Raw genomic sequence first — 26,044 nt, 5'->3', positions numbered from 1 at the left:
CACGATGAGCATGCAATCCCTCGCCCTGGGCGCCTCCCTGGCCTTGACCACCTTGCTGACCGCCTGCGGCGGCGGTGGCGACAGCGGCCCCGTTCCCACTCCGGCCCCCGCGCCGGCGCCCACGCCGACTCCGACCCCCGCGCCGCAGGCGCTGGCCATCGATTTCGTCGCCAAGGCCGGCACCGCGCCGGTGGCGTGCGGCAGCGAGATCGCCGGCCTGGGCAGCGGCAATGTGGCAGCGCAATTGCAGGACCTGCGCTTCTACGTGTCGAGCGTGGCGCTGCTCGACGCCAACGACGTCGAAACCCCGGTCACGCTGAGCGAAAGCACCTGGCAGCACGACGGCGCGGCGCTGATCGATCTGGAGGACGGCACCGGCGCCTGCGCCGGCGGCAACGCGGCAATGAACAGCCGGCTGGTGGGCACCGTCCCGCCGGGCAACTACACCGGCATCAAGTTCGTGGTGGGTCTGCCGGCCGCGCAGAACCACAGCAACGTCGCCACCGCGCCGGCTCCGCTGGACGTGCAGGCGATGGCCTGGAGCTGGACCGCCGGGCGCCTGTTCACCAAGATCGAACTGGCCGATCCGCAAGGCGCGGCGGGCAGTTGGAGCAGTCACGCGTTCTTCGTCCACCTGGGTGCGGGCAGTTGCACCGGCAATCCGGCCAACGACGAAACGGTGACCTGCGCCCGCCCCAACCGCATGGACTGGCACTCGCACAGCTTCGACGCGGCCACCCAGCAGATCGTGGTGGACCTGAAAACCCTGCTGGCGACGTCCGACATCACCGTCAACGGCGGCGGCTCGCCCGGCTGCATGAGCAACCCGACCGACCCGGAATGCCCGGCGATCTTCGACGCGCTGAAGATCGACCTCGCCAGCGGCCTGGCCATCGACGGCGGCCACGGGCAGAAGCTGTTCCGCGTCGAGAACAAGTGATGACCGCCAGCCATTTCGTGCGCGCGACATGGCTGGCCGCGCTGCTGCCGCTCGCCCTGGCGGGCTGCGGCGGTGGCGGCGGCACCACCGTGGTCGACGAGACACCCGGCAGCGGCGCCTTTGCCTGGCAGTTGCCGGCGTTCTTCCCGGCACCGGCGGTACCGGAGGCCAACCCGATGAACGACGCCAAGGTCGAGCTGGGGCGACGCCTGTTCTACGACGTGCGCCTGTCCGGCAACGGCACCCAGGCGTGCGCATCCTGCCACCAGCAGGACAAGGCGTTCACCGACGGCCGCCGCGTGGCGCTGGGCTCCACCGGCGAGCCGCACCCGCGCAACGCGCAGGGTCTGGCCAACGTGGTGTTCAACCCGACGCTGACCTGGGCCAACCCGGTGATGACCAGCCTGGAGCGGCAGATGGAAGTGCCGCTGTTCGGCGTGCGCCCGGTGGAGATGGGCGTCAACGATGCCAACAAGGACGAGGTACTGGGCCGCATCGCCGGCGACGGCGACTACCCGGGGCGCTTCGCCACGGCGTTCGCCGGCGAGGCGCAGCCGGTGAACTGGGGCAACATCGTCAAGGCGATCGCCGCGTTCCAGCGCACCATCCTGTCGGGCAACAGCCGCTACGACCAGTACCTGTCGGGCAAGGCAACGCTATCGAGCGCCGAGTTGCGCGGCATGCAGTTGTTCTTCGGCGAGAAGGCCGAGTGCTTCCATTGCCACGGCAGCTTCAACTTCAACGACCAGACGGTGCACGCGGCGTCCCGCTTCGTCGAAACGCCGTTCCACAACACGGGGCTCTACAACCTGGGCGGCACCGGCGCCTTCCCGGAGCCCAACGTCGGGCTGATCGAATTCACCCGGCACGCCGCCGACATGGGCAAGTTCCGCGCGCCCAGCCTGCGCAATGTGGAAGTGACCGCACCCTATATGCACGACGGCAGCGTCGGCACGCTGGAGGAGGTGCTCGCCTTCTACGCCGCCGGCGGCCGCAACATCGTCGATGGCCCCTACGCGGGCGACGGCCGTGCCAACCCCTACAAGGACGAGCTGATCACCCGCATCTCGCTGACCCAGGCCGAGATCGACGATCTGATCGCCTTCCTCAAGACACTGACCGACCATGAACTGCTTACCAATCCCAAGCTTGCCGATCCGTTCCGCCGCTAGCGGCCTGCTGGCCTTGCTGGCGCTGGGCGCGCAGGCGCACGACAGCGGCGAGGCCGCCATCCCGTCATGGCCGAGCTGGCGCTTCGGCGCCGCACTGGCCGGCGAATACCTCGACGCCGATCCGCCTTATCCGGCGCCGACGCTGCCCGGCATCCTGGGCAACGGCAGCCGCTACGACGACCGCCGCGGCTGGCGTCTGGAACACGCCACGCTGGAACTGGCGGCGCGGCTCACGCCCGCGTTCGGCGGCCACGCCGCCGTGGGCTGGCACGACGACGGCAAGGCCCACGTCGAGGAAGCGTGGTTCGAAGGCAATTTTCCGCTCGACCACACCGACCTGGCGTTCGGCGCCGGCCGCGACACCCTGCCGATCGGCGCGGTGATCGAGCGCGGCGGGCATTTCGACCGTTTTCTCACCATGCCCCTGGCCAAGCGCGCGTTGTTCGACGGTGATTGGCAGGAGGGCGGTGTCAATCTGCGCTGGCTGCGCAGCAGCGACGAACCCTGGCCCTGGCTACGTCGGGTGGACCTGGGCATGTGGCGCAGCGACGCCTTTCCCGGCGATGGCGGCGACCGGCTGTTCCCCATGCTGCGGCTGGGTTTCGGGCGCGAGACGTTGCTGGTGGATGCGTTCTACGCCCACCTGGAACCGCAGGCGCGCGGCGCCTTCGCGCAAGGAAGCGGGGCAGGGCACGTGCACGGCTCGCCGGATTGCTCGGGCACCTTGGCGCAGCGGGTGTGCTTCGATGGCACGGTGGATCTGGCCGGGCTGTCCGGCAATTGGGCGACGCCGTTGCCATCGCTGGCGTTGTCCGGTGCGCTGCTGGCGCGGCGCGAGGCGGGATCGCTCGCCGCGCAGAACGGCGACACGCGCTATCGCGGCACCACCTGGGGCGGCTGGGCGCAGGCGGCCTGGCAGTTCGACGCCCGTTGGGAAACGGCGCTGCGCTACGAGTGGCTGGAGGCCGACCACACGCTGCGCGGCCCCGGCGCGACCTCGGTGGCGCGCGACGCCGGTCTGCTCGACAACCCCGGCGCCACGCGCTTCGGCGCGATGCTCGGCTGGCGACCGTGGCACGACTGGCTGTTCAGCATCGAGGCCGGCAGCGAGCAGTTGGCCGATCAGCACACGCCGTATGTGGCGCTGCGCGCGGTGTGGCAGGCGCCGGAGCTGTTCGGCGGAGGCTGGCCGCGCTGAGGACTCCTCGTTGGCGGAAAAACCCGCGAACGTTCGGCCGGCCGTCAGGCCGGCCTTTTTCTTGCGGATCGGCTGGATTGGCCGGGCGGGTCAGCCCAGCGGCGTGGGATGACGGCGGCACGCCATGGGGCATGCACCATGAAAAAGGCCCCGGCATTGCCGGGGCCCGTTTGCCGCAGGGGAGCGCTTACTTGGCGGCGAGCTTGGCCTTGGCGGCGGCCTCGGCCTTCTCGACCACGGCTTTCACCTGGGTGCGCTCGTAGCTTTCGACGTAGGCGCGGCCGTAGAAGCTGTCGAGCAGCAACTGCTTCAGTTCGCTGATCAGCGGATAGCGCGGGTTGGCGCCGGTGCACTGGTCGTCGAACGCCTCTTCGGCGATCACGTCGACGCGGGCCAGGAAATCCGCCTCGGACACGCCGGCGGCCTGGATCGACGCCGGGATGCCCAGCGTGGTCTTCATGCCGTCCACCCATTCGATCAGCGCTTCGACCTTCTCGTCGTCATTGCTGCCGGCCAGGCCGAGGTGCTCGGCGATATCGGCATAGCGGCACTTGGCGATCGGGCGGTCGTACTGGCTGAACGCGGCCTGCTTGGTCGGAATGTCGACGGCGTTGTAGCGGATCACGTTGGAGATCAGCAACGCGTTGGCCAGGCCGTGCGCCAGATGGAACTCGGCGCCCAGCTTGTGCGCCATCGAGTGGCACACGCCGAGGAAGGCGTTGGCGAAGGCGATGCCGGCGATGGTCGCGGCGTTGTGCACCATCTCGCGCGCCTTCGGATCCTTGGCGCCGTTGAGGTAGGAGGAGGGCAGGTAGCCCTTCAGCAACTTCAACGCCTGCAACGCCTGGGCGTCCGAGTACTCGTTCGCCATGATCGACACGTAGGCTTCCAGCGCGTGGGTCACCGCGTCGATGCCGCCGAAGGCCGTCAGGCTCTTGGGCATGTTCATCACCAGGTTCGGATCGACGATGGCCATGGTCGGCGTGAGTTCGTAGTCGGCGATCGGATACTTGGTGCCGGTCTTCTCGTCGGTCACCACGGCGAACGGGGTGACTTCCGAACCGGTGCCCGAGGTGGTGGGGATCGCCACCAGTTGCGCCTTCACGCCCAGCTTGGGGAACTTGTAGATGCGCTTGCGGATGTCCATGAAGCGCAGCGCCAGTTCCTCGAAGTGCACGTCCGGGTGCTCGTACATCACCCACATGATCTTGGCCGCGTCCATCGGGCTGCCGCCGCCCAGGGCGATGATCACGTCGGGCTTGAAGCTGTTGAGCAGGTCGACGCCCTTGCGCACCACTTCCAGCGTCGGGTCGGCCGACACGTCATAGAACACTTCGACTTCCATGCCCATCTGCTTGAGGATGCGGATGGTTTCGTCGCAGTAGCCGCCGTTGAACAGGAAGCCGTCGGTGACGATGGCGGCGCGTTGACGGTCCGCCAGCTCTTCGAGCGCGAAGCCGAGCGATCCACGGCGGAAGTAGATGCTCTTCGGCAGTTTGTGCCACAACATGTTTTCTGCCCTCTTGGCCACGGTCTTCTTGTTGATCAAGTGCTGCGGACCAACGTTTTCCGAGATCGAGTTGCCGCCCCAAGAGCCGCAACCCAGCGTGAGCGACGGCGCCAGCGCGAAGTTGTACAGGTCGCCGATACCGCCTTGGGAGGAGGGGGTGTTGATCAGGATGCGCGCCGTCTTCATCTTGTCGCCGAAGTAGCGGATGCGTTCGGCCTGCAGATCCTGGTCGGTGTACAGCGCGGAGGTATGGCCGATGCCGCCCAGCGCCACCAGCGCCTCGGCCTTGGTTACCGCATCGTAGAAATCGCGCGCGCGGTACATGCCCAGCGTCGGCGACAGCTTTTCGTGGGCGAAGGCTTCTTCCTCGCCGACCGACGTCACTTCACCGATCAGCACCTTGGTGTACGGCGGCACGTTGATGCCGGCCATTTCTGCGATCTTCAGCGCGCTCTGGCCGACGATGTTGGCGTTCAGGCCGCCATCGACCAGGATCACCTTGCGCACCGCATCCGCTTCCTTCTTGCTCAGCAGATAACCGCCGGCGTTGCTGAAGCGTTCGCGCACCGCGTCGTAGATGCTGTCGACGATGATCACCGCCTGCTCAGAGGCGCAGACCACGCCGTTGTCGAAGGTCTTGGACATCAGGATCGACGCCACGGCGCGCTTGATGTCGGCGGTTTCGTCGATCACCACAGGCGTATTGCCCGCGCCGACGCCGATCGCCGGCTTGCCGCTGGAGTACGCCGCACGCACCATGCCCGGGCCGCCGGTGGCCAGGATCAGGTTGACGTCGGGGTGACGCATCAGGTGGTTGGACAGCTCGACCGACGGCGCATCGATCCAGCCGATGATGTCCTTGGGCGCGCCAGCCTTGACGGCGGCTTCCAGCACCAGGCGGGCCGCGTCGCAGGTGGACTGCTTGGCACGCGGGTGCGGGCTGAAGATGATGGCGTTACGCGTTTTCAGCGAGATCAGCGCCTTGAAGATCGCGGTGGACGTCGGGTTGGTGGTCGGCACGATGCCGCAGATGATGCCGATCGGCTCGGCGATGGTCAGCGTGCCGAAGTTGTCGTCCACCGAGAGAATCCCGCAGGTCTTCTCGTCCTTGTACTTGTTGTAAATGTACTCGGAGGCAAAGTGGTTCTTGATCACCTTGTCCTCGATCACGCCCATGCCGGTCTCGCCGGCGGCCATCTTGGCCAGCGGGATACGCGCATCGGCCGCGGCCAGCGCGGCACAACGGAAAATCTCGTCGACTTGCTGCTGCGTGTAGGTGGCAAATAGCTGCTGTGCTTTCTTGACCCGAGCGACCAGCGCGTCGAGTTCTTGGATGTTGGTAACGGTCATCGATGTTCTCCTAGATATATTCCGGTTGTCGCTTGTCGACGATCACTTGATCGATAGTGTGGAAAACCGCCTGAACCAAGCCTGCCCACACCAGCCACCCGACAGCCGCAGGTTGGAAGATACGCCCCTGGGAGGAGTCAGAATTTGATCTATGGCAGAAATAGGAGAAAACTCAAATTTTGATTCCGATAATGTATATTATGTCAAGCGACGAGCTATGTTGAACTTGTTCACGAGCGCAACATGTGACGGCCTACACACCAGATCTGAAAACTGGGGGTGCCATGTCTAATGTTGTCCATAAGCTCAACATTGGTAAGACATGCAACGATGCCGATTATCCAGTGCAAGTTCGCTTCAGGTCAGCGCCTACCATTCTTGGTCACCAAGGCTCGGCCAGCACTCCCACTGCTAATCCCTCTGTTGTACGTCCAGTTCAAACTACGCTACCAAGCCTATAACACAGCAGCACGTTGCCTCCGTTCAATCGAAGCATTTTATGACTATGCCTCGTTCAGGCATGTTGATGTCGAGTCGGACATAAGCGCAGGTCGCCTGGAAAACGTCCTGTCGTTAGTCAGTGGCTTTGCTGCTTGGTTAACGACAGGCCGGCAAGCGACCAACGTCGTCGCGGCTGTCGGCATTGAAACGGCCTTACCAATGAATAGCCGAACGAGGGATCAGCACCTGTTAGCACTGAAGGCTTACCTGTCTTGGTGTGCAGCACGATATATCCCACGCTCACGGCTTGGGAAATCAGAACCCTCAGGAATATCGGCCGTCTTCGTTGATGCGGTCGACAGCATTGATCGTCGATTTGGTAACCACATCCTGAACTTGAAGCAATCCAGAGCACATGAACGCAGCCTCACAGAGGAAAATATTCATCTCATCCGGGCGCATATCGTGCCAGGAGCTGATATCAATCCATTTCCGGAGCGAGTGCAGTTTCATAACGCCAGGCGCATGAGTGCCATCGATCATAGATTCGGAAAAAGCAAGAAATGAAAAAGGCAAACAAACCCGACGAGTTGCTTTTTGAAGCCTCTGCTGCGCCAAAGTAAAAGGCTATTTATCCTATTCGCTTGAGAAGCATGCTCCGCGCACTGCTGCTTCTGTTGTGGTATTTATTAGGAAATTCTCCAAAACGTCATTAGCAAATACGTTTCCATGGAATGAAGAAGAAATTTTGCCCCAATTAGCCCAGTGGCACAACGATCGAAACATGGTAATTACATTTAGAAGAATGTACCAGTGGGCGTTAAATCTTGGAATTGTTGGATTCAATTTAAAAACAAATCTTTTGTTGTCCGAGGTTAAAACCAAAAAGGTAGAGGCAAACTCTAGAGTTTCTGCCCTATAGCTTATAGCTTCAGGGCGCTTCGCGGCCTGATCGGCCCCCGCCCGAACGCTACATTTAGTCCTGCGGACATTAAATCTTTATTCAGGTAATGAGCAAGCAAATGGAATGGGTAGAAATTTTTGATACCGCCATAAAAATTGGTCTCGGCGCCACTATATCAGGCATATTTTCATTGCTAGGCATGAAAACGGGGAGGAGAACTGAATCCAAAAAGGACTTAAAAAAATTAAAGAACGAAATGCTGTTTTCCTACATAAAAAACTAGAAGATTATTATTCAGCATATATGCAGTACACATCGAAGTGCTTGAACATAATACACTCGGGCAAAAATTACTCGTTCGAAACCTATCTTACCTTTATAAGCGACGCCTGTGACAAAATTCGAACGGGCGAGCAGGCATTGATTTCGGCAAGGGCAAATTTGATATGCCTGGACGAAGCCGGAATTGCCAACAAAACTGAGGAGTTAATCATAAATTGCAACTTTGTTGGAAATACGACATACCGTGACAAAAAAATTCCAGAGGCAGCCGAAATAACTAACGCACTTCGTGTTTGCAATGAAATAAAAAGAGAGGTAGAAAAAGCAATTAAGCTGTGCTTTGAAAAAATAAACCTTGACTAGCCCAGAAAAACAAAGAAACCATCAATATGAAAAAAACATTTATTCAAGAAAAAATTCCTTTACAAAGAAATTCGCCCAGAGTAAATGTCGAGGCACTATGGAAGCAGTACGAAATGGAGGTGGCGCTATATCGATTTCATTTGGAAATGTCTATAAAAATAAATGCCTTCCACTATGCAATTACCGGAGCAATACTTTCTTTTTATTTCGCCAATAAAGATATAGCCGAAATTGAATACTCGATGGTTTTGCCGGCAACGTTTAGCGCAGGCTTAGCCATAACCTTTCTATGCTTGATCCCCATGACACAAATATCTCGCAAAAATATAATCAATCTTGCAAAGGGATTGAAAATAGAAACACCCACAAGAGTCATATTTTTGGCGAGTATTTATCTTATCTTCTCTTTATCCAACGCTTTAATAGCGATTGCTTGCATCGCCATTTCATCCGGATCATTCAAATAGATTCGCCGCCCGATTGCGGGCTGCCGCACACGGGGGTTATGCAATCCACCACCCATTGTGGCTGACGGCCACGCCCGGACCACATCTACGCCGAAGCAGCAATGCCATGCCATTCGTCTGATTTATGTGATAGTCACTATTTAACCAATTGGCACATGCGACACCGGCTGAGATATCGCAGCCGGGCCAGCGGAATCATCAAACCACCCTTCGGCCACAATCCGTTTGCACGTCGCCTGATCCATCGACGCAATAACCGTTGCTTGCTGCGTATAACAGCGACAGATATCCCTCATCACCGCGCACGCGACCGGTTTAGGCGCAACCCTGGGCGCGGTAACCCGGCTTCCGCTTGTTGCGATGAGAAGAATCACCCGGTGCTACCGAATCCGTGCCTCACCCTTTGTGAGCAATCAGCAACGCCGTATCCACCGTGAAGCTGCCATCCGCTTCGATGCCGAAGTGCTCGACCACTTCGCTGGCGGCCATGTTTTGCAGGGAGCGGATGGCCGCCGTGTGGGCGGCCGGGGTCTGCATGCGTTCGATCCAGGACCGGAACTCCAGCCGCAACCGGAACGGCACCACCTCGTCGACGATGAAGCCGGCCTTGTTCAGCTCGTGACGCCACGTTTCCACCGAGGCGTCGCGCACATGGGATGGGTCGCGCAGCAGTTCCAGGCTTTGCAACCAGGTGTCCAGTAATGGTTGCCCCGGCGATACCACGTCCATGAACAGACCCAGGCCGCCGGGCTTGAGGGCGCGATGCATCTGCTTCAAGCCGGCGGGCAGGTCGCGCCAGTGATGTGCGCTGTAGCGGGTGGCGATCACGTCGAACGCCTCGTCCGGGCATGGCAATGCTTCGGCCGCGCCCTGCTTGGTCACGATGTTGTCGAGCCCGCGGCGTTGCGCTTCCGCGGCCACGGTTTCCAGCATGCGCGCGGACAGGTCGTAGGCGACCACTTTGGCCACCGCCGGCGCCAGACGGAACGACACATGGCCGCCGCCACAGCCCATGTCGAGGACGATGGCATCGGGGCGGCTGGCGACCCGTTCGGCCATCAGCGCCAGATCCTCGCCGCTGGCGTGGACCGCGCTGGTGAGATAGGCATTCGCCTTGGGATCATATTGGTGGACGACGACGTCGTCATGGCGCTGCTGGCTCATCGCGGGCTCCGGGTGGCGATATGGGAAGCCCATTCTTTCGCCGATCCACTACCGGTACAAGGCAGGTGGTTATCCTGGTATGGGATGTACCACCAAGGAGTGATGGCTGGAGGCGCGCCAGGTTGGCCGAGGCTTGCTGACGATCGCATTCAAGGCGCGTTGCCGAGGCGACGCATCGCGGTCACCGCTGGAGCACCCTTCCCCCCTCGCCTGCCCGGGCAGCACCTGCGGCAAACCAGTCCTCACAGTGCCGTTGCGCATCAGCGCAAAAACCACCGGGCAATCGCCCGGTGGCCTGGGGTTTCGCGCCGCCCGTTCCGATCGGACATGACCGCGATGGGGCTGGGCCCTTCCGCGCAATCGGCCCGGAAGGGCTTTGCTCGCCGTTGCCCCGTCTAGTGCAGTTCCACCTGATAAATCGCCGTGGTACCGCTGACTTCGTTGCCCACGATCAACAGCGGCTTGCCGTTGGGCGATTTGGCCGCGGAGACGAACACCAGTCCTTCCGGGCCGAGGTCGCCGGCTGCGGCGGTGGTCGGGTCGGCGGTGAAATCGCGGGTGTTGAGGTAACTGACGTAGCTTGGTGCGGCCGGGTTGGTCACGTCGTAGACCATCACGCCGCCCACCCGCTCCAGCCCGATGAAGGCGAAGGTCTTGTCGCCGATGCGGCCCAGGGCCACGCCTTCCGGTTCCGGGCCCTTATTGTCGCTGCGGTCGTCGAACTTGGCGGTTTCATGGTCGGAGTTGAAATAGGTCGGGTTCAGTTCGGCCAGTTTTTTCTCGATCTGGTCGCCCGATTCCCACACCAGCGCGCCGTTTTCGTCCCAGATGGCGATCGAACGGCCGCCAAAGCTGTACAGCGCGTCGTAGACCAGCTTGCCCGCGCCGTTCAGCTTGGGCGTGCCATCGGCGTTGGTCTGGTAGCCCAGCGTCCAGGTGACGTTGAGCCGGCCGAGCTGCTCGTCCTTGGCGCAGTTGCCGGGGTTGGTGGCCGTGGCGCCGCAATAGCCGAACACGTCGGGATTCAGCGTCGCGCCGACCGCCAGCGCACGCAGTTGCGGCGGCAGGTCTTCGTTCTTGCGGCGATCGAATCCGTCCTTGTGCACCAGATGCTTGACGCGGAACTCCTCGACGAAGCCCTTGCTGGCGTCGCCGGCGAAATACGCGGTCTCGTCGGAGGACCAGGCGCGGCTGTCGCCCTCGTTGGCGGTGACCAGGTAGGTCTTGCCGCCGGCGCTGTAGGCGGCGATCGCGTCCGGCAGGTACAGGCCGCGCACGCCGGGCCAGGTGCGGATATCGATCTTGCCGTCGGCGTCGCTCACGTCCAGGCCGTTGCCGGCCACGCCGTGGTCCTTGTAGCCCAGCGGCAGGATGTCGATGACCTTGGCCTGGGCGATGTCCACCTTGGCCAGCGCATTGTTTTCCTGCAGCGTGACCCAGGCGGTGGCGCCGTCGGCCGACACCGCGATGTATTCCGGCTCCAGATCCTGCGATGCCTTGGCGTTCGGGCCGTAGATGCGCACGCCCCTGGCGCGCAGTTCGGCTTCCCTGCCGTCCCAGGCGGTGAAGTCGGCGGTGCGCGCCACCGGGTGTGCCGGGTCGCGCACGTCGATCACGCTGACCGAGCCCGGCGGGTCGATCTGGTAGTCCAGGCTGGGTTCGGCTTCGTTGGCGACCAGCACCGTCTTGCCGTCCGGGGTGAAGGTGATCATGTCCGGCAGCGAGCCGATCTGCACGTGGCCCAGCAGTGTCAGGTCGCTGGCGCGATAGAAGGCGGCGTAGCCCGGCGCGGTCTTGTCCTGCGCCTGGATCGCCACGGCGAGGATGCCATCGTGCAGCGACAGGCTATTGATCTCGGCCCCCGCGGAAATGGTCTGGGCGCTGATCTCGCCGAAGTGCACCGGCTGGGCCGGGTCGGTCAGATCCAGCACGTCGATCACGCCTTTCCTGGCATTGACCACGAAGGCGCGCTTGCTGGCCGGATCGAAGCCGGGAATCTCGGCGGCGCTCTGCGCGAACACGCCGGTATTGAAGCGGCCCAGCAGGCTGAGCGAAATCGAATCCGGCGTCACCTCGGGCGTCGGGGTCGGGGTCGGCGTGGGCGCCGGGGTCGGCACGGGGGTGGGTGCCGTCGGCGTGCTGCCGTCGGAGGCGCAGGCGGCCAGCAGGCCGGCGAACGCCAGGGTGCTGCCGGCGGCGATCCAGGTCTTCATCGTTGTTGTCCTTGTGGGTTGGGGTCGCAAAGGGCCGCAGCATAGGAACAAGGCGTTTACGATTTGATTTCGAAATCGTGACGTGACGATGAATGCACCCAATTGGCCGACGCGGCGCCCTGCCCTGACCGCGTATCCGCCGCAGGTCGCACCTGAACGCCCGCTCATGCCGCGCGCATTGACGCCCATTTATGAAAGCCCTTTCATATCGCCACGGGCCAAGCCCGGATAAAGCCCTCAATGGAGCGACAACAATGAAGATGCGATGGAGAGTGTGGCTCGCCAGCCTGCTGGCGGGCCTTTTGTGGCTGATGCCCGCGGCGCGGGCCGCCGATTACGGCCAAGGCGTGAGCGTGGCCGGCAATGTGGCGACGATCTGGTTCAAATCCAGTGTCGCCACCACCTGGGTGGACATCCACTACCAGGTCAACAGCGGGGCCACGCAGAACGTGCGCATGGCCTATAGCGCGGGCAACGCGCGCTACGAGCAGCAGGTGAACGTCGCCAGCGGCACCCGGCTCGACTATTCGTTCACCTACAACAACGGCACCCCCGCCTACGACACCGGCACCTTCAGCTACGTGGTCGGCGGCGCCAATCCGACGCCGACCGCCACGCCGACCGCCACGCCGACCGCCACGCCGACACCGCAACCGACGTCCGCTCCGGCAAGCTGCGCGGCCTGGGCCGAGGGCAACACCTACGCGGCCGGCACGGTGGTCAGCTACAACGGCGCCACCTATACCGCGCTGGTGACGCATACCGCCTATGTCGGCACCAACTGGAATCCGGCGGCGACGCCGACGCTGTGGCGTGCCGGCGGCAGTTGCGGCAGCCAGCCCACCCCGACACCGAATCCGACCCCCACTCCGACGCCGAACCCGACGCCCACGGCCACACCGACGCCGGCCGGCGCCGCGGTGCCGGGCCGCATCCAGGCCGAAGCCTGGAGCGCCATGAGCGGGGTGCAGACCGAAACCACCACCGACAGCGGCGGCGGGCTCGATGTTGGCTGGATCGAAACCGGCGACTGGCTCGACTACCGGGTCAACGTCGCCACCGCGCGCAGCTATACCTTGCAATTGCGCGTCGCCAGCCCCAACAGCGGCGCCGCGCTGCAACTGCGCAACGCGGCTGGCGCGGTGCTCGCCAGCGTGACCGTTCCCAACACCGGCGGCTGGCAGAACTGGGTCACGGTGCAGACCAGCGTCACCCTGCCCGCCGGCAACCAGGTGCTGCGCATCCACGCCAGCAATGGCGGCTTCAACCTGAACTGGCTGGAATTCGTCGCCGGCAGCGTCACCCCCACGCCGCCCCCGGTCACGCCGACGCCCACGCCGGCCAACCCGGATCTGCCGGTGGGCAGCGGCGCGATGACCATCAAGCTGGAGAACGCCACGCGCGGCACCTACGGCGACCAGCAGGTCTACTGGGCCATCATCGGCTACGACCCGACCACCCGCGCGCTGTCCTACGTCAACCGCAGCGGGCAACTGGTGCCGGCGCGGGTGGCGGACAACGATGCGGCGGGCCATCTGACCAAGAACGGCCAGAACTACGCCAATTACTTCTCCACCATGAGCCAGACCAACTGGGTGTCGATCCCGCGCATCGATTCCGCTCGCCTGTTCATCAGCGTCGGCTCGCCGATGTTCATCAAGATCAACCTGGCCGCCGACGGCCTGGTGGGCTTCGCCGGGCCGGATCTGGGCAACCCGACCGATCCCAATCAGGACGTGTATTTCGAATGGGTGGAATTCACCGTCGATCAATACGGCTACCACGGCAATTCGACGCGGGTGGACCAGTTCGGCTTCCCGATCCGCACGCGCCTGATCGGCCTGGACGGCTATGACCGCACGCTGGGCGAGACCGAAACCCGCGAAGCGCTGTTCAGCGCCTACGAGCGCGACGTGCCGGCGGAGTTCAAATCGCTGGTGAAGCGTCCGTACCGCATCGTGGCGCCCGGCAAGGGCGGCTTCGGCCACGGCGGCGCCAACAGCAACTACTACACCAACTACGTGAACCAGGTGTGGAGCCACTACGCCAGCAACGATCTGGTCTTCACGGCCGAGGCCGGCACCTTCCGCGGCCGGGTGATCGGCAACGACTTCGTGTTCTCCAAGAACGGCGGGCCGCAAAACCTGTACATCCGCGGCAAGCCCGTCACCCAGGACATCATGGAGGGCTCGGGCAACCTGGCCGCCGGCAGCGCCGAGGAGAAAGTGGTGCAGGCGCAGATCACCGCCGCCTTCAACCGTCACCTGCTGCTGACGGTGGATCCGGCCAACTGGAGCAACTCGGCGTATTACTATCTGCAAGCGCCGGCGAACTACTTCTCCAAGTTCTGGCACGACCACAGCATCGACGGATTGTCGTATGGCTTCTGCTACGACGACGTGCGCGGCCACAGCAGCCTGCTGGAGCACCCGTCGCCCAAGGGGCTGATCGTCACCGTGGGCTGGTAACGCGCCCTGGCGTAAATGAAAAAGGCGGCAGAGCATTCTGCCGCCTTTGTCGCCCATGGCTGTGAAGGCCGGACCGCCTAATCGGCGGTATCCGCCTCGAACACGCTGGAGGTTTCACCCCAAGGGTGATAGCCGGTGCAGATGCGGGCAAAGCCGTAGCGCTCGTAATACCCGACGTGGTCGGTGCACAGGTAGAGCTTGGGAAAACCCATCCCCGCCGCGTCGCGCTTGGCCTGAGTCAGCAGCAACTGTCCCAGTTCGCGGCCGCGATGGTCTTCTTCGATATACAGCGCGCACAGCCAGGGCCACAGGTCGCCGCAGCTGATGAAGTCGTTGGTGATCAGACCGGCGCAGCCGATGATCTCCCCTTCGTCCTCCAGCAGATACCACACCGGCAGCGGATTACTGGCCACCACGCTGCGACGGATGCTGTCGTCGTACATGGGCTTGTTGGCCTCTGAGGCCCATTTGCTCTGGAAATAACCGATCGCCCGTTCGGTGTATTCGGGTTGTTTTCGTAGGTTGATGACCTTCATTCGATTGATTTTCTCGACACGGATTGATGATGGATGGTGGGGGTCCGGTCAGCTCAGAAAAAACATGCCTGTGTGCTCCTCGAATCGAGCGTGCATTGTATTGCCCGGGCAAGTGGCCGGCCACGGCGGGGATATGCTGCGGTTGCGTTTTGTCCTACGCGCGATTGGGGAAACCGCCGATGCGCCGTGCTGCGTCGCACCAATACATTGGGATCGTTCCCCACTGGAGCAATGCCATGGCCGATCTCGACCCGCTGGTTCAACACGACACGGCGCAACACGACGCCTGCGCAACCGAAGAAACCGTCGTCCTGGAAAACAGCGACGACGCGCAAGCGGTGGACTGGTTCACCCTGCAAGTCTGGGAATGAACCCCGCCCCTTGAACGCCCCGCCACCGCGGGGCGTTTTGCTGTTGTACTTTACCCACCGTTGCGCCGCCCGGGCCCAACGCACTCCCGCCATCGGCTACCGTGCCGGTATTCCCACGCCGGCCCCGCCGCATGACCGACTCCAGCCAGATCGCCCCGCTGCTCGTCGCCGCCCGTCCCAGGGCGCTGGCGGCATTGCTGCGTTACTTCCACGACCTGGAGCGGGCCGAGGACGCCTTCCAGGAAGCGTGCCTGCGCGCGCTGCAACGCTGGCCCGGCGACGGCGTGCCGCGCGATCCGCTGGCGTGGCTGATCCTGGTGGCGCGCAACGCAGCGCTGGACCGGGTGCGCCGCGAAGCGCGCGAAACGCCGCTGACCGACGAAACCGCCCCACCGGACCAGCCGAGCGACACGGCCGAATCCCTCGATCACCTGGACCGTGCGCGTTACGGTGACGAGGTGCTGCACCTGCTGTTCATCGCCTGTCACCCCGCCCTGCCCGCCCCGTCGCGCATCGCCCTCGCGCTGCGCGTGGTGTCCGGGCTGACGCTGGCGCAGATCGCCAGCGCCTTCCTGATCGCCGAGCGCACTGTGGAACAGCGCATCGTGCGCGCCCGGCAACGCATCGCCGCGCTGGGTCTGCCGTTCGAAACGCCGGATGCCGCCGCACGCGAAGCGCGCCTGAGCGCCGTATCCGCCACCATCTACCTGCTGTTCAACGAAGGCTACGCCGCCAGCGGCGGCGAGCGGATGCTGCGCACGTCGCTGTGCGAAGAAGCGATCCGCCTGGCGCAACTGCTGACCGACCTGTTTCCCGCGCACGACGAAACCCTGGGCCTGCTGGCCCTGCTCCAGCTGCAACACGCGCGCCACGCCGCCCGGATCGATGCGCAAGGCGAAGTGGTGTTGCTGGAAGACCAGGATCGCAGCGCGTGGGACCGGGCCGCCATCAATGCCGGGCTGGCCGCACTGGCCCGGGCGCAGACTGGCGCGGCACCGCCCGGGCCGTATCGCTTGCAGGCCGAAATCGCCGCCGTCCATGCCCGCGCAGCAAGCGCGGCGGACACCGACTGGGCCGCCATCGACCGTTGCTATGCCGCACTGGAGGCCGTGCGCCCATCGCCAGTGGTCACGCTCAACCGCGCGGTCGCGGTCGAAAAGCTGCACGGCGCCGCATCGGCGCTGGCGCTGATCGCGCCGCTCGACACGCGCCTGGCCGGCTACTTCCATTTCCACGGCGTGCGTGGCGCACTGCTGGCGCGACTGGCGCGGCACGACGAAGCCAGCGCCGCCTTCGCGCAGGCGTTGGCGCTGGCCCGCACCCCGGCCGAAGCCCGCCATATCCAGCGCCAGATTGCGCATCTGGCCACTTCCACTTCGCCCACCCGAGACTGACCGACCATGCTCTACGCCATCCTGATCCACGGCTCCGAAGAAGCCATCGCCGGCTGGGACGACGTCACCGAAGCCGCCTTGCAGCAGCGCCATGCCGAAGTGCGCCAGGCATTGCAGGCCGAAGGGCGCCTCGGTCCGGCGCTGCGGCTGGCGCCCGGCCAGGCATCGGTCTGGCGCGGCGACGACGATTTCGTGCTGGACGGCCCCTATGCCGAGACCAAGGAACAACTGCTGGGCCTGTACGTGGTCGATTGCGACAGCGTGGCGGCGGCGCGCGCCGTGGCGCAAGGATTGGCCTTCGAGGGCGGCGTCTTCGAGATCGTGCCGATCTCGCTGTTCCTGCCGGGGCAACTCGCCCGCCCCGTGCCGTCCGGCGGGGAATGAACGGCGCACTGTCGGAAAGCGGCCGGCGCCCGCGTCCTTGTGTCACCCCCGCCGCGAGCGGGTCACACCAGGAGCACTTCCATGACATTGCAAGACAAGAATGCCGTCGTCTATGGCGGCGGCGGCGCGCTGGGCGGCGCCATTGCCCGCGCCTACGCCGCGGCCGGCGCACGGGTATTCCTCGCCGGGCGCACCCCGGGCAGGCTGGGCGCGGTGGCCGACAGCATCATCGGCAAGGGCGGCCGGGCGGAGATCGCCCAGGTGGATGCGCTCGATGAGCGCGCGCTGACCGAGCACTGCGCCGAGATCGCCCGGCAAGCGGGGCATCTGGACATCGCCGTCAACGCCATCGGCGTCGACCATATCCAGGGCGAACCGCTGTCGTCGCTGACGCTGGCGGATTTCGCGCTGCCGGTGGACACCTACATCCGCAGCCATTTCCTGATCGCCAAGGCGGCGGCGCGCCAGATGATGCCGCAGGGCAGCGGCGTCGTGCTGGCGCTGACCACGCCGGCCAGCCGCATGACCGGGCCGGGCTACCTGGGCCATTGCGTCGCCTGCGCCGGCGTCGAGGCGCTCACGCGCCATCTGGCCGGCGAGCTGGGCGGCGCCGGGGTGCGCGCCGTCTGCATCCGCTCCCACGCCATTCCCGAGGCGATGACGCACGGCTCGCACAGCCGGCGGATTTTCGAGCGCAGCGCCCAGGCATTGGGCATCGACGTGGCGGAACTGATGGCCGGCGCGGCGCGCGGCACGCCGCTGCAACGCCTGCCGACCCTGGATCAGCTGGCGCAGACCGCGGTGTTCCTGGCGTCGGATGCGGCCGCCGCCATGACCGGGGCCATCGTCAATCTGAACGGGGGATCGATCCTGGACTGAGCGGCGCTTCGGCCAGCCGGCGCAGCAGCGCCGGCAGCACCGCCTGTTGCAGCAATGGCGCCAGCGGCAGATGCGGCGCGGCGGGGTCGATCCACGCCAGCTCGTCGATCTCGGCCCGGCGCCGCGGCTCGCCCGTCAACGGGCCGAGGTAGACGGTGGCGCGGACGATGTGCCCCGGTTCGTTGGCGGCCGCCGCGCTGAAGCAGCCCAGCATTTGCAACTGCGCCGGGTCCGGCGCGCAACCGAGTTCCTCGTCCAGTTCGCGGATCAGGCTTTGCAGCGGGCTCTCGCCCGGTTCGGGCTTGCCGCCCGGCAGCATGAAGCGGGTGGTGCCGCGCTTGCGCACGGTAAGCAGGCGGCCGTGACGCAGCGTGGCGAGGGTGACGACTTCGATGGCGGGCATGAGGCGGGTGGCGGCGGAACAAAGCGGCGATTATCGCCCAAGCGGCCGTCGCCGCCCGCGTCGGTCCGCGCCGCAGATCGACAGGCCAAGCGCGGCAGGCAGCCATGCGGCTTCAAGCGCCGTCCTTGGCCTCCAGCGGCGGGATCAGCCCGCCGTCGCGCATCACCTGCTGTTCGTCCTCGTGCGAGATATAGAACACCACCTTGGGGCCGCTGCCGGGGTCGAACAGCACATAGCTGATGTAGAACTCGAACTCGCGCGGCGCGCCCTGCGGCGCGAACACCATGCGCCAATGCACCTTGGCCAGCGTGTAGCGCGCATCGAGCGGCGTTTCGGCGATATCCAGCACCTTGGCCGAGCGAAAGCCGATGTCGCGGAAGAAAGCCTGTCGCAGCGGAATGGCGTCGCGGAACGCCTGGTCGTTGCGCAGGCAGACCACGCCGTTGGGATCGGCGCCGAGGAACACCTCGGTGAACTCGGCGCAGATCAGCTCGGGATCGAAGGTGTTGGCGCCGCGCTCGTAGTGGGCGAAGAACTGCTCGATCGGGGTCATCGCCGCTCCTGTGTCCGCCTGCCCCGCCGCCACCCGGCAACGGGCCGCTCAGCGTTCGCTGTTCCAGTGCAGCGGCGCGTCGTGGTGCGGCCGCTCCAGGTGGTGGACCAGTTGCCCGGGCAGCGGGTCGTAGTCGTCGTCCTCGCTGTCCCAGTTCTCGGGTTCCAGCCATTCGGAGGCGCCGTGGCGCAGGCGTTCGTCGTAGTCGAGTTCGTAAGGGTAAGCCATGGTCCGCTCCTTGCACGATCCGGGAAGTACGGCCCAACGATACGATCGGCCCGGCATGGGCGGCAGTCGGCGCGCGGCGCGCCCGGCAGTAGGTGGGTCGCAGACATTCACCGTAGAATTTCCCGCTTTGCCCTGTAGGAAGCCACGCCATGAACGACAGACAACTGGTCGCCGCAGCCGCCATCAACCTCTTTATCGCCGTGGCCGCCGGCGCCTTCGGCGCCCATGGGCTGAAGGCGGTGCTGAGCGAGCCGATGCTGGCGATCTGGCACACGGCGGTCACCTATCAGATGGTGCACGCGCTGGGGCTGTTCGTGGTCGCCCTGCTGCTGCCGCGCCTGCCCGGGCGCCTGCTGGCCTGGAGCGGCGGGCTGATGCTGGCCGGCATCGTGTTGTTCAGCGGCAGCCTGTATCTGCTGGCGCTGACCGGCGTGCGCGTGCTCGGGGCGATCACGCCGCTGGGTGGCACCGCGTTCCTGGCCGCCTGGGCGTTGCTGGCATGGCGGGCGATGGCGCGTTGACGTTGCCTATCGCCGCGATGGGAACAATCAATTTTCGTTATTAGATGGGAATCATTATCATCCGCTTCAGACGGCTAGCAAAAGCCAGCGCAGCGGTTCTGGCAAGAAGCGCGAAACGCAGACAGTACAAGACGTACGGCAAGTGAGGCTCGGCGCCCCCGAGCGACGCCGCCAGAAAGGTTTTGCTAGCCGTACTCAACGAAATCAACCCGGTCAACAAGGAGTCCATCATGGTCAAGGCATGCGAAGTCAGCAGCGGTGTCGCCCTGCACCTGGTGGTGGGCTTCAGCGTCACCTACGCCATGACCGGCAGCATCGCGGCCGGCGGTCTGGTGGCCCTGGTGGAACCGTTGTGCATGGTGGTCGCGCACCACTTCCACGACAAGGTGTGGCACGGCATCAAGGCGCGGCGCCAGCCACAGCCCCAAACCGTCGCTGCCTGACCGCAAAGCCGGCGGCATTCCCGCCTCAACCGCCCGCCTGCTTGGTGCGGATCGCCAGCAGCGCCTGGTTGCGCAGGGTTTTCAGCAGATTCAGCTCGTTGTTGGCGATCTTCAGGCTGCCGGCTTCGCGCATGTCGCCGTAGAAACAGCCGATCACCCGTTGGTCGAGCTTGAGCGGGAACACGATGAAGGTGCAGGCCGGTACCCAGCGCGGATACCAGGCGGGGATGCGGTCGCGGATGCTCTCGGCGTGGATGTCCTCGATCAGGATGTCGGCGTTGCGCGCCAGCGCCACCTGGAACACGTCGACCACCGGGCCGACCTCGATCTGGAAGCCATCCACCATTCCGGCGATGCCTTCGCCAAAACCGAAACGCCCCTGGATCACCGAGCGCTTGGGGTCGCGGGTGGCGAACACCACCCGCTCGAAGCCGATGCCGCGATACATGGTTTCCAGGATCATCCGCAGCAGGTCGTTCAACTTGAACTCGCCCACCAGCGTGTTGGTGATGTCCTGCACGCCGGCGGACAGCACGGCGGTCGGCTGCGCCTGCTCGCCGGCCTCGACCGCGGTTTCCAGCGTGGCGCGCTCCAGCGTGTCCTCGAAGGCATCGCCGCCGCCCGCCGCGTGGCCGCCATAGACGCGCCGCAACTGGCGCATGAATTCGCTGCCGCCGTGATCGACGCCGATCACCCCCAGGTAGGCGATGAATTGATCGGCGGTTTCGCTCAACAGCTCGTCGATGTCGCGAGAGACGATGCCCAGCGGGCGGCCGTAGCGGTCGAGCAGCGCGGCGCGCAGCCGCCCGGCTTCCTTGGCGCCGCAGCCCACCAGTTGCTGCATTTCCGCGCCCAGGTTGGTGTACTGCCGCAGCCGCTCCAGATTGGTCTGCGGCTCGCGCAACGCACCCGGCGGCAAGGGGCGCATGCTGTTGACGATGCGCTCGGGGAAGCTCCAGTGCTGCGCCACACCGATGCCCAATTCGCTGTAGTCCAGCCCCAGCACCTGGCGCACCGCGGCGTCGTGCGCCATGCCACCCTCCACCCGCTTGGCGATCTCCACGCTTTCCTCGTGGAAGTAGTACAGCGTGAGCAGCTTGCCCAGGTGATGGAACATGCCGCAGATCAGCGCCTCCTCGGCGTCGCGGGTGCCGATGCGCTTGCCGACGCCCCGGCACAGCAGGCCGGAGAAAAACGCGCGCAGCACGCTTTCGCGCAGGCTCACCGCCTGGGCGCGGTTGTGCATGTGCTCGAACAGCAGCAGCGTGATCGCCAGGTTGCGGATGGCGTCGAAGCCCAGGATCACGATGGCGCGCGACACGGTGCTGATGGTGCCGCCGAACTGGCTGTAGCTGGCCGAGTTGACGATGCGCAGCAGCTTGTTGGTCAGCGAGAAGTCCTTGAGGATCACTTCGGACAGCACCTGCAGGCGTTCGGTGTCGTCGCCGCTGATCTTGTTGATGGCGCTGATCGCCTGCGACAGCGCAGGAAAATCCGCGGTGTGGCGCATGCGGCGCAGCAGGAACTCCAGCGTGGCCCGCCCGCTCGCCTCCGCGTCGTCGGCCACCGGCGGATCGGCGCCCTGCCAGGCGCGCAACGCGTCGAGCATGGCACCGGCATCGGCATAGCGCTCGCGCGGGTCCTTGAACAACGCCACCATCACCAGGTGATCCAGCTTTTCGTCGATGTCGGGCCGTAGCCGCGACGGCGGCGCGAACGCGCGGTGGGCGATGTGGTGCAGGATGGCCATGACCGATTCGCCGTCGGCGGCGGTCTGCCCGGTGAGCAGCTCGTACAGCGTCATGCCGGCGCCGAACAGGTCGACCTGGGTTTCGACCGGCAGATTGCGCAACGTTTCGGGCGCCATGTAGCGCGCGGAGCCCGACAGGTCGGCCGCCGCGCCGCGCGGCAGGGCAATGCCGAAATCCATGATGCGCGGCCAGCCCGTGCGGTCGAGCATCAGGTTCTGCGGCTTGATGTCGCGGTGGACCACGCCCTGGGCATGGGCGTAGGCCAGCCCTTCCAGCACGCCGGTCAGCAGTTCCGCCGCACGCACCGGCGACAGCGGGCCTTCGCGCTTGAGCAACGCGGCGGCGGTTTCGCCCTCGACGTATTCGAACACCAGCCAGGTCTGGCCCTGGGCCTCGAACACGTCGAACAGCGTCACGATATTGGGATGCTGCAAGCGGCTGGCCAGCCGCGCCTCGTCCATCGCGGCGGTGCCGCCGGAAGGCAGCGCCTTCAGCGCCACCTGGCGCCCCAGCCTGGCGTCCTGCGCCAGATAGACCTTGCCCTGCGCGCCCTGCCCCAGGGTGCGGATGATCTCGAAGCGCTTTTGTAGTGATGCGGCCATGGTGCCCCCTTTGCTGCTCATGATAGCCACAACACAGGGAAAACCTTGCAGCATATTCGTGGGCGGATCGGGAAATCCGGACGCGCGGCGACGGCGTGCAGGCAGCGCCACTGCTTGGCTTGACGACGAATCAGGCCAAAGTCGGCCCAGCGCGTGAGCCAACCCCGACCGTCATGAAAGCTGTCGATAGCGGACAGCAAACAAGCAAAACAGCTTGGATGTCCAGCCATGAAAAAGGGCGCCAGCGGCGCCCTGTTCCCGGCAAGGGTCCGACTCAGCCGCGGCGCCAGCCGGTGCCTTGCGCGCCGTCTTCCAGCACCACGCCGGCGGCGGCCAGTTCGTCGCGGATGCGGTCCGACTCGGCCCAGTTCTTGGCGGCGCGGGCGGCCTTGCGGGCGGCGATGGCGGCCTCGATGCGCTCGGCGCTCCATTCGCCCTCACCCACTTCGGCTTGCAGGAATGCCTGCGGCTCGCGCCCCAGCAGGCCCAGCACACCGGCCAATGCCTTCAGCTCGCCCGCCAGCGCCGGCGATTGCTGCCGGTTGGCCTCGTGCGCCAGGTCGAACAACACGGCCACGGCCTCGGTGGTGTTGAAGTCGTCGTCCATCGCCGCTTTGAAGCGCGCGGCGTAGGGGCTTTGCCAATCCAGCGTCACCGCGTCGGCCGGCACGGCCTTCAGCGCGGTGTACAGCCGGGTCAGCGCGTTGCGGGCGTCGTCCAGGTGCATGTCGCTGTAGTTGAGCGGGCTGCGGTAGTGCGCGCGCAGGATGAAGAAGCGCACCACTTCGGCGTCGTACTTCTTCAGCACCTCACGGATGGTGAAGAAGTTGCCCAGGCTCTTGGACATCTTTTCGTTGTCGACGCGGATGAAGCCGTTGTGCATCCAGTAATTGACGTAGCGCTGGCCGCTGGCGCCCTCGCTCTGCGCGATCTCGTTCTCGTGGTGCGGGAATTGCAGGTCGGCGCCGCCACCGTGGATGTCGAAGTGCGCGCCCAGGTGATGGCAGCTCATCGCCGAGCACTCGATATGCCAGCCCGGGCGACCGGCGCCCCACGGCGAATCCCACTTGGCGTCGGCCGGCTCGTCGGCCTTGGCGGCCTTCCACAGTACGAAGTCCAGCGGATCCTGCTTGTTCGGGTCCACATCCACCCGCTCGCCGGCGCGCAGGTCGTCCAGCGATTTGCCGGACAGCTTGCCGTAGCCGTCGAACTTGCGCACCGCGTAGTAGACGTCGCCGTTGGGCGCGCTGTACGCCAGGCCGTTGTCGATCAGTCGCCCGATCATCTGGTGCATGGCGCCGACGAATTCGGTGGCGCGCGGCTCGTGATCGGGCCGCAGCACGCCGAGGGCGTCGGCATCCTCGTTCATGGCGTCGATGAAGCGCTGGGTCAGCGCGTTGATCGATTCGCCGTTCTCCAGCGCGCGCTTGATGATCTTGTCGTCGATGTCGGTGATGTTGCGCACGTAATCGACGGCGTAGCCGGACGCGCGCAGCCAGCGCGCCACCATGTCGAACACCACCATCACCCGCGCGTGCCCCAGGTGACAGTAGTCGTAGACGGTCATGCCGCAGACATACATGTTCACCTTGCCCGGAACGATGGGCCGGAAGACTTCCTTCTCGCGCGAGAGCGTGTTGTAGAGATTGAGCATGGCGGGTGGTGCAGGACGGAAAAGCGGCCATTCTAGCAGGCGGAGCGCGCGCCACGCCGCGCTCCGCGCATGGGGCTCAGATATGTTGGTCGGTCGAGGGCTTTTCCCACAGGTTGATGCCGCCGTCCACCGCGTAGCGGTCGATCTCGGCCAGCTCGGCCGCGCTGAACGACAGGTTGGCCAGCGCGCCGACGTTCTCGCGGATCTGCTCGGGCGTGCTGGCGCCGATCAGCGTGGTGGTCACCGCCGGATGGCGCAGCACCCAGGCCAGCGCCATCTGCGCCAGACTCTGGCCGCGGCGGCGGGCGATCTCGTTCAACGCCCGCACGTGGGCCAGGTTTTCCTCGCTGAGGTGACCGGCCTGGAGCGAGCCGCCGCCCGGCTGGTTGACGCGCGCGCCAGCGGGAATGCCGTTCAGGTATTTGTCCGACAGCAGCCCCTGCGCCAGCGCGGTGAAGGCGATGCAGCCGACGCCGGCCTCGCTCAGCGTGCCCAGCAGTTCGTGCTCGATCCAGCGGTTGAGCATGTTGTAGGACGGCTGGTGGATCAGCAGCGGCACCTTCCATTGCGCCAGCAGCGCGATCATCTCGCGGGTCTTGCCCGGCGAATACGACGAGATGCCGACATACAGCGCCTTGCCCTGCTGCACCGCGGTCGCCAGCGCGCTGGCGGTTTCCTCCAGCGGCGTGTCGACGTCGAAGCGGTGCGAATAGAAGATGTCGACGTAGTCCAGCCCCATGCGTTGCAGGCTCTGGTCCAGGCTGGCCAGCACGTACTTGCGGCTGCCGCCGCCCTGGCCGTAGGGGCCGGGCCACATGTCCCAGCCGGCCTTGGTCGAGATGATCAGCTCGTCGCGGTAAGGCTTGAAGTCCTCGCGGAACAGCCGGCCGAAATTGACTTCCGCCGCGCCGTAGGGCGGGCCGTAGTTGTTGGCGAGGTCGAAGTGGGTGATGCCGAGGTCGAAGGCGGTGCGCAGCATGGCGCGCTGGCGATCGAGCGGCACCGCGTCGCCGAAGTTGTGCCACAGCCCCAGCGACAGCAGCGGCAACTGCAGGCCGCTGTTGCCGCAGCGGCGGTAGGTCATGGCGGAATAGCGGTCGGCGGCGGCTTGGTAGGTCATGGGCGGGGCTCCGGGTCAGCGATAAGGATCACGATAGCCTGCGCCGGATCGCCGTGCGTGCCCAGTCATGAAACGGCCTATTGCGGGCATGAAAAAACCGGCGCAGGCGCCGGTTCGATTCGCTGGCCCTGGGGCGATCCGCCCCAACGCCGCTCAGGTCTTGGGCAGGGTGACGCCGATCTGGCCCTGATACTTGCCGCCGCGGTCGCGGTAGCTGGTTTCGCAGATGTCGTCGTCGTCCGCCTCGAAGAACAGCACCTGGGCCACGCCCTCGTTGGCGTAGATCTTGGCGGGCAGCGGCGTGGTGTTGGAGAACTCCAGCGTCACGTAGCCTTCCCACTCCGGCTCGAACGGGGTGACGTTGACGATGATGCCGCAGCGCGCGTAGGTGGATTTGCCCAGGCACACCGTCAGCACGTTGCGCGGAATGCGGAAGTACTCGACGGTGCGCGCCAGCGCGAACGAATTGGGCGGGATGATGCAGTAGCCCTTGCCCGAGACGTCGACGAAGCTGTTCTCGTCGAAGTTCTTCGGGTCGACGATGGTGCTGTTCAGGTTGGTGAACACCTTGAATTCGTCGGCGCAGCGGATGTCGTAGCCGTAGCTCGACGTGCCGTAGGACACGATGCGCTGGCCGTTCACTTCCTTCACCTGACCGGGCACGAAGGGCTCGATCATCCCGTTTTGTTCGGCCATGCGGCGAATCCAGCGATCGCTCTTGATACTCATCGTT

At 64.9% G+C, this 26,044-nt stretch carries 23 protein-coding genes; 12 read left to right on the top strand and 11 right to left on the bottom strand.

Annotation, left to right across the window (positions count from 1 at the left end):
• The first annotated feature begins 4 nt into the window (after window positions 1–4).
• From C556_RS0106470 to C556_RS19630, 3 genes are read left to right on the top strand one after another with little or no spacing between them, the layout of a single operon-like run.
• Window positions 5–940, top strand: a complete 936-nt coding sequence (locus C556_RS0106470) for an MbnP family copper-binding protein (RefSeq protein WP_018747424.1) — start codon at window positions 5–7, stop codon at window positions 938–940.
• On the top strand, window positions 940–2,112 hold the full coding sequence (locus C556_RS0106465) for a methanobactin export MATE transporter MbnM (protein ID WP_018747423.1): 1,173 nt from the start codon (window positions 940–942) through the stop codon (window positions 2,110–2,112). The genes C556_RS0106470 and C556_RS0106465 overlap by 1 nt, the downstream gene beginning before the upstream one ends.
• Complete coding sequence (locus C556_RS19630) at window positions 2,090–3,310, top strand: hypothetical protein (protein WP_018747422.1); 1,221 nt, start codon at window positions 2,090–2,092, stop codon at window positions 3,308–3,310. The genes C556_RS0106465 and C556_RS19630 overlap by 23 nt, the downstream gene beginning before the upstream one ends.
• Before the next feature lie 187 nt (window positions 3,311–3,497).
• Here the strand turns inward: C556_RS19630 and adhE are convergent, their stop codons facing one another.
• The gene (gene adhE, locus C556_RS0106455; RefSeq protein ID WP_018747421.1) at window positions 3,498–6,170 is read right to left on the bottom strand and encodes a bifunctional acetaldehyde-CoA/alcohol dehydrogenase; all 2,673 of its coding nucleotides are present in this window, start codon (window positions 6,168–6,170) and stop codon (window positions 3,498–3,500) included.
• 330 nt (window positions 6,171–6,500) lie between these two features.
• On the opposite strand from adhE, the gene C556_RS23595 reads away from it, so the two are divergent.
• Window positions 6,501–7,178: a hypothetical protein gene (locus C556_RS23595; RefSeq protein WP_211214684.1), complete on the top strand. Its 678-nt coding sequence runs from the start codon at window positions 6,501–6,503 to the stop codon at window positions 7,176–7,178.
• Between the two features lie 1,008 nt (window positions 7,179–8,186).
• Complete coding sequence (locus C556_RS22840; protein WP_157235966.1) at window positions 8,187–8,627, top strand: hypothetical protein; 441 nt, start codon at window positions 8,187–8,189, stop codon at window positions 8,625–8,627.
• A 396-nt stretch (window positions 8,628–9,023) separates the two neighbouring features.
• Here the strand turns inward: C556_RS22840 and C556_RS0106445 are convergent, their stop codons facing one another.
• Together C556_RS0106445 and C556_RS0106440 are read right to left on the bottom strand one after the other, a co-directional pair.
• Window positions 9,024–9,791, bottom strand: a complete 768-nt coding sequence (locus C556_RS0106445) for a class I SAM-dependent methyltransferase (protein WP_018747419.1) — start codon at window positions 9,789–9,791, stop codon at window positions 9,024–9,026.
• A 395-nt stretch (window positions 9,792–10,186) separates the two neighbouring features.
• Window positions 10,187–12,004, bottom strand: a complete 1,818-nt coding sequence (locus C556_RS0106440) for a choice-of-anchor I family protein (protein ID WP_018747418.1) — start codon at window positions 12,002–12,004, stop codon at window positions 10,187–10,189.
• A gap of 254 nt (window positions 12,005–12,258) precedes the next feature.
• Here C556_RS0106440 and C556_RS22835 point away from each other — a divergent pair, with 254 nt between their 5' ends.
• Window positions 12,259–14,472: a beta-1,3-glucanase family protein gene (locus C556_RS22835; protein WP_169338600.1), complete on the top strand. Its 2,214-nt coding sequence runs from the start codon at window positions 12,259–12,261 to the stop codon at window positions 14,470–14,472.
• Window positions 14,473–14,549: 77 nt separating this feature from the next.
• Here C556_RS22835 and C556_RS0106430 read toward each other — a convergent pair whose 3' ends face one another.
• Window positions 14,550–15,008: a GNAT family N-acetyltransferase gene (locus C556_RS0106430; protein ID WP_018747416.1), complete on the bottom strand. Its 459-nt coding sequence runs from the start codon at window positions 15,006–15,008 to the stop codon at window positions 14,550–14,552.
• 236 nt (window positions 15,009–15,244) lie between these two features.
• Here C556_RS0106430 and C556_RS24065 point away from each other — a divergent pair, with 236 nt between their 5' ends.
• The 4 genes from C556_RS24065 (at window position 15,245) to C556_RS0106410 (ending at window position 18,036) form a co-directional block, all read left to right on the top strand.
• Window positions 15,245–15,379, top strand: a complete 135-nt coding sequence (locus tag C556_RS24065; protein ID WP_018747415.1) for a hypothetical protein — start codon at window positions 15,245–15,247, stop codon at window positions 15,377–15,379.
• A gap of 131 nt (window positions 15,380–15,510) precedes the next feature.
• Window positions 15,511–16,773, top strand: a complete 1,263-nt coding sequence (locus tag C556_RS0106420) for an RNA polymerase sigma factor (RefSeq protein WP_018747414.1) — start codon at window positions 15,511–15,513, stop codon at window positions 16,771–16,773.
• A 6-nt stretch (window positions 16,774–16,779) separates the two neighbouring features.
• A complete protein-coding gene (locus C556_RS0106415) occupies window positions 16,780–17,157 on the top strand; it encodes a YciI family protein (RefSeq protein ID WP_018747413.1) in 378 nt (125 codons plus the stop codon).
• 81 nt (window positions 17,158–17,238) lie between these two features.
• On the top strand, window positions 17,239–18,036 hold the full coding sequence (locus C556_RS0106410; RefSeq protein WP_018747412.1) for an SDR family NAD(P)-dependent oxidoreductase: 798 nt from the start codon (window positions 17,239–17,241) through the stop codon (window positions 18,034–18,036).
• On the opposite strand, the gene C556_RS19620 is transcribed toward C556_RS0106410, so the two are convergent.
• The 3 genes from C556_RS19620 to C556_RS0106395 all read right to left on the bottom strand — a co-directional run bounded on the left by C556_RS19620 (window position 18,005) and on the right by C556_RS0106395 (window position 19,220).
• Entirely contained in the window at window positions 18,005–18,439 is a 435-nt protein-coding gene (locus C556_RS19620; RefSeq protein ID WP_018747411.1) for an NUDIX hydrolase, read from the bottom strand. The genes C556_RS0106410 and C556_RS19620 overlap by 32 nt on opposite strands.
• Before the next feature lie 112 nt (window positions 18,440–18,551).
• Window positions 18,552–18,992 (bottom strand): hypothetical protein, encoded by a 441-nt coding sequence (locus C556_RS0106400; protein ID WP_018747410.1) that lies wholly within the window; start codon window positions 18,990–18,992, stop codon window positions 18,552–18,554.
• Between the two features lie 48 nt (window positions 18,993–19,040).
• The gene (locus tag C556_RS0106395; RefSeq protein WP_018747409.1) at window positions 19,041–19,220 is read right to left on the bottom strand and encodes a hypothetical protein; all 180 of its coding nucleotides are present in this window, start codon (window positions 19,218–19,220) and stop codon (window positions 19,041–19,043) included.
• Between the two features lie 149 nt (window positions 19,221–19,369).
• Here C556_RS0106395 and C556_RS0106390 point away from each other — a divergent pair, with 149 nt between their 5' ends.
• A complete protein-coding gene (locus C556_RS0106390) occupies window positions 19,370–19,741 on the top strand; it encodes a DUF423 domain-containing protein (RefSeq protein ID WP_018747408.1) in 372 nt (123 codons plus the stop codon).
• A gap of 230 nt (window positions 19,742–19,971) precedes the next feature.
• Window positions 19,972–20,184 (top strand): DUF2061 domain-containing protein, encoded by a 213-nt coding sequence (locus tag C556_RS0106380; protein WP_018747406.1) that lies wholly within the window; start codon window positions 19,972–19,974, stop codon window positions 20,182–20,184.
• A 25-nt stretch (window positions 20,185–20,209) separates the two neighbouring features.
• Here the strand turns inward: C556_RS0106380 and C556_RS0106375 are convergent, their stop codons facing one another.
• The 4 genes from C556_RS0106375 to dcd all read right to left on the bottom strand — a co-directional run bounded on the left by C556_RS0106375 (window position 20,210) and on the right by dcd (window position 26,040).
• Entirely contained in the window at window positions 20,210–22,558 is a 2,349-nt protein-coding gene (locus tag C556_RS0106375) for a serine/threonine protein kinase (protein WP_018747405.1), read from the bottom strand.
• 253 nt (window positions 22,559–22,811) lie between these two features.
• On the bottom strand, window positions 22,812–24,191 hold the full coding sequence (cysS, locus tag C556_RS0106370) for a cysteine--tRNA ligase (RefSeq protein WP_018747404.1): 1,380 nt from the start codon (window positions 24,189–24,191) through the stop codon (window positions 22,812–22,814).
• Window positions 24,192–24,267: 76 nt separating this feature from the next.
• A complete protein-coding gene (gene mgrA / locus C556_RS0106365) occupies window positions 24,268–25,311 on the bottom strand; it encodes an L-glyceraldehyde 3-phosphate reductase (RefSeq protein WP_018747403.1) in 1,044 nt (347 codons plus the stop codon).
• 153 nt (window positions 25,312–25,464) lie between these two features.
• Complete coding sequence (gene dcd / locus C556_RS0106360) at window positions 25,465–26,040, bottom strand: dCTP deaminase (protein ID WP_018747402.1); 576 nt, start codon at window positions 26,038–26,040, stop codon at window positions 25,465–25,467.
• Window positions 26,041–26,044: the final 4 nt, after the last annotated feature.

Source organism: Chitiniphilus shinanonensis DSM 23277, assembly GCF_000374805.1.
Lineage (GTDB): Bacteria > Pseudomonadota > Gammaproteobacteria > Burkholderiales > Chitinibacteraceae > Chitiniphilus > Chitiniphilus shinanonensis.
The sequence above is the reverse complement of the archived record's forward strand: the minus strand, read 5'-3'. Positions and strand labels throughout refer to the sequence as shown.

What these genes read in the sequence shown, in the direction of transcription:
- C556_RS0106470 (WP_018747424.1), top strand. Translation starts at nt 5, where the DNA reads ATGAGCATGCAATCCCTCGCCCTGGGCGCCTCCCTGGCCTTGACCACC.
- C556_RS0106465 (WP_018747423.1), top strand. Translation starts at nt 940, where the DNA reads ATGACCGCCAGCCATTTCGTGCGCGCGACATGGCTGGCCGCGCTGCTG.
- adhE (WP_018747421.1), bottom strand. Translation starts at nt 6,170, where the DNA reads ATGACCGTTACCAACATCCAAGAACTCGACGCGCTGGTCGCTCGGGTC.
- C556_RS23595 (WP_211214684.1), top strand. Translation starts at nt 6,501, where the DNA reads ATGCCGATTATCCAGTGCAAGTTCGCTTCAGGTCAGCGCCTACCATTC.
- C556_RS22840 (WP_157235966.1), top strand. Translation starts at nt 8,187, where the DNA reads ATGAAAAAAACATTTATTCAAGAAAAAATTCCTTTACAAAGAAATTCG.
- C556_RS0106445 (WP_018747419.1), bottom strand. Translation starts at nt 9,791, where the DNA reads ATGAGCCAGCAGCGCCATGACGACGTCGTCGTCCACCAATATGATCCC.
- C556_RS0106440 (WP_018747418.1), bottom strand. Translation starts at nt 12,004, where the DNA reads ATGAAGACCTGGATCGCCGCCGGCAGCACCCTGGCGTTCGCCGGCCTG.
- C556_RS22835 (WP_169338600.1), top strand. Translation starts at nt 12,259, where the DNA reads ATGAAGATGCGATGGAGAGTGTGGCTCGCCAGCCTGCTGGCGGGCCTT.
- C556_RS0106430 (WP_018747416.1), bottom strand. Translation starts at nt 15,008, where the DNA reads ATGAAGGTCATCAACCTACGAAAACAACCCGAATACACCGAACGGGCG.
- C556_RS24065 (WP_018747415.1), top strand. Translation starts at nt 15,245, where the DNA reads ATGGCCGATCTCGACCCGCTGGTTCAACACGACACGGCGCAACACGAC.
- C556_RS0106420 (WP_018747414.1), top strand. Translation starts at nt 15,511, where the DNA reads ATGACCGACTCCAGCCAGATCGCCCCGCTGCTCGTCGCCGCCCGTCCC.
- C556_RS0106415 (WP_018747413.1), top strand. Translation starts at nt 16,780, where the DNA reads ATGCTCTACGCCATCCTGATCCACGGCTCCGAAGAAGCCATCGCCGGC.
- C556_RS0106410 (WP_018747412.1), top strand. Translation starts at nt 17,239, where the DNA reads ATGACATTGCAAGACAAGAATGCCGTCGTCTATGGCGGCGGCGGCGCG.
- C556_RS19620 (WP_018747411.1), bottom strand. Translation starts at nt 18,439, where the DNA reads ATGCCCGCCATCGAAGTCGTCACCCTCGCCACGCTGCGTCACGGCCGC.
- C556_RS0106400 (WP_018747410.1), bottom strand. Translation starts at nt 18,992, where the DNA reads ATGACCCCGATCGAGCAGTTCTTCGCCCACTACGAGCGCGGCGCCAAC.
- C556_RS0106395 (WP_018747409.1), bottom strand. Translation starts at nt 19,220, where the DNA reads ATGGCTTACCCTTACGAACTCGACTACGACGAACGCCTGCGCCACGGC.
- C556_RS0106390 (WP_018747408.1), top strand. Translation starts at nt 19,370, where the DNA reads ATGAACGACAGACAACTGGTCGCCGCAGCCGCCATCAACCTCTTTATC.
- C556_RS0106380 (WP_018747406.1), top strand. Translation starts at nt 19,972, where the DNA reads ATGGTCAAGGCATGCGAAGTCAGCAGCGGTGTCGCCCTGCACCTGGTG.
- C556_RS0106375 (WP_018747405.1), bottom strand. Translation starts at nt 22,558, where the DNA reads ATGAGCAGCAAAGGGGGCACCATGGCCGCATCACTACAAAAGCGCTTC.
- cysS (WP_018747404.1), bottom strand. Translation starts at nt 24,191, where the DNA reads ATGCTCAATCTCTACAACACGCTCTCGCGCGAGAAGGAAGTCTTCCGG.
- mgrA (WP_018747403.1), bottom strand. Translation starts at nt 25,311, where the DNA reads ATGACCTACCAAGCCGCCGCCGACCGCTATTCCGCCATGACCTACCGC.
- dcd (WP_018747402.1), bottom strand. Translation starts at nt 26,040, where the DNA reads ATGAGTATCAAGAGCGATCGCTGGATTCGCCGCATGGCCGAACAAAAC.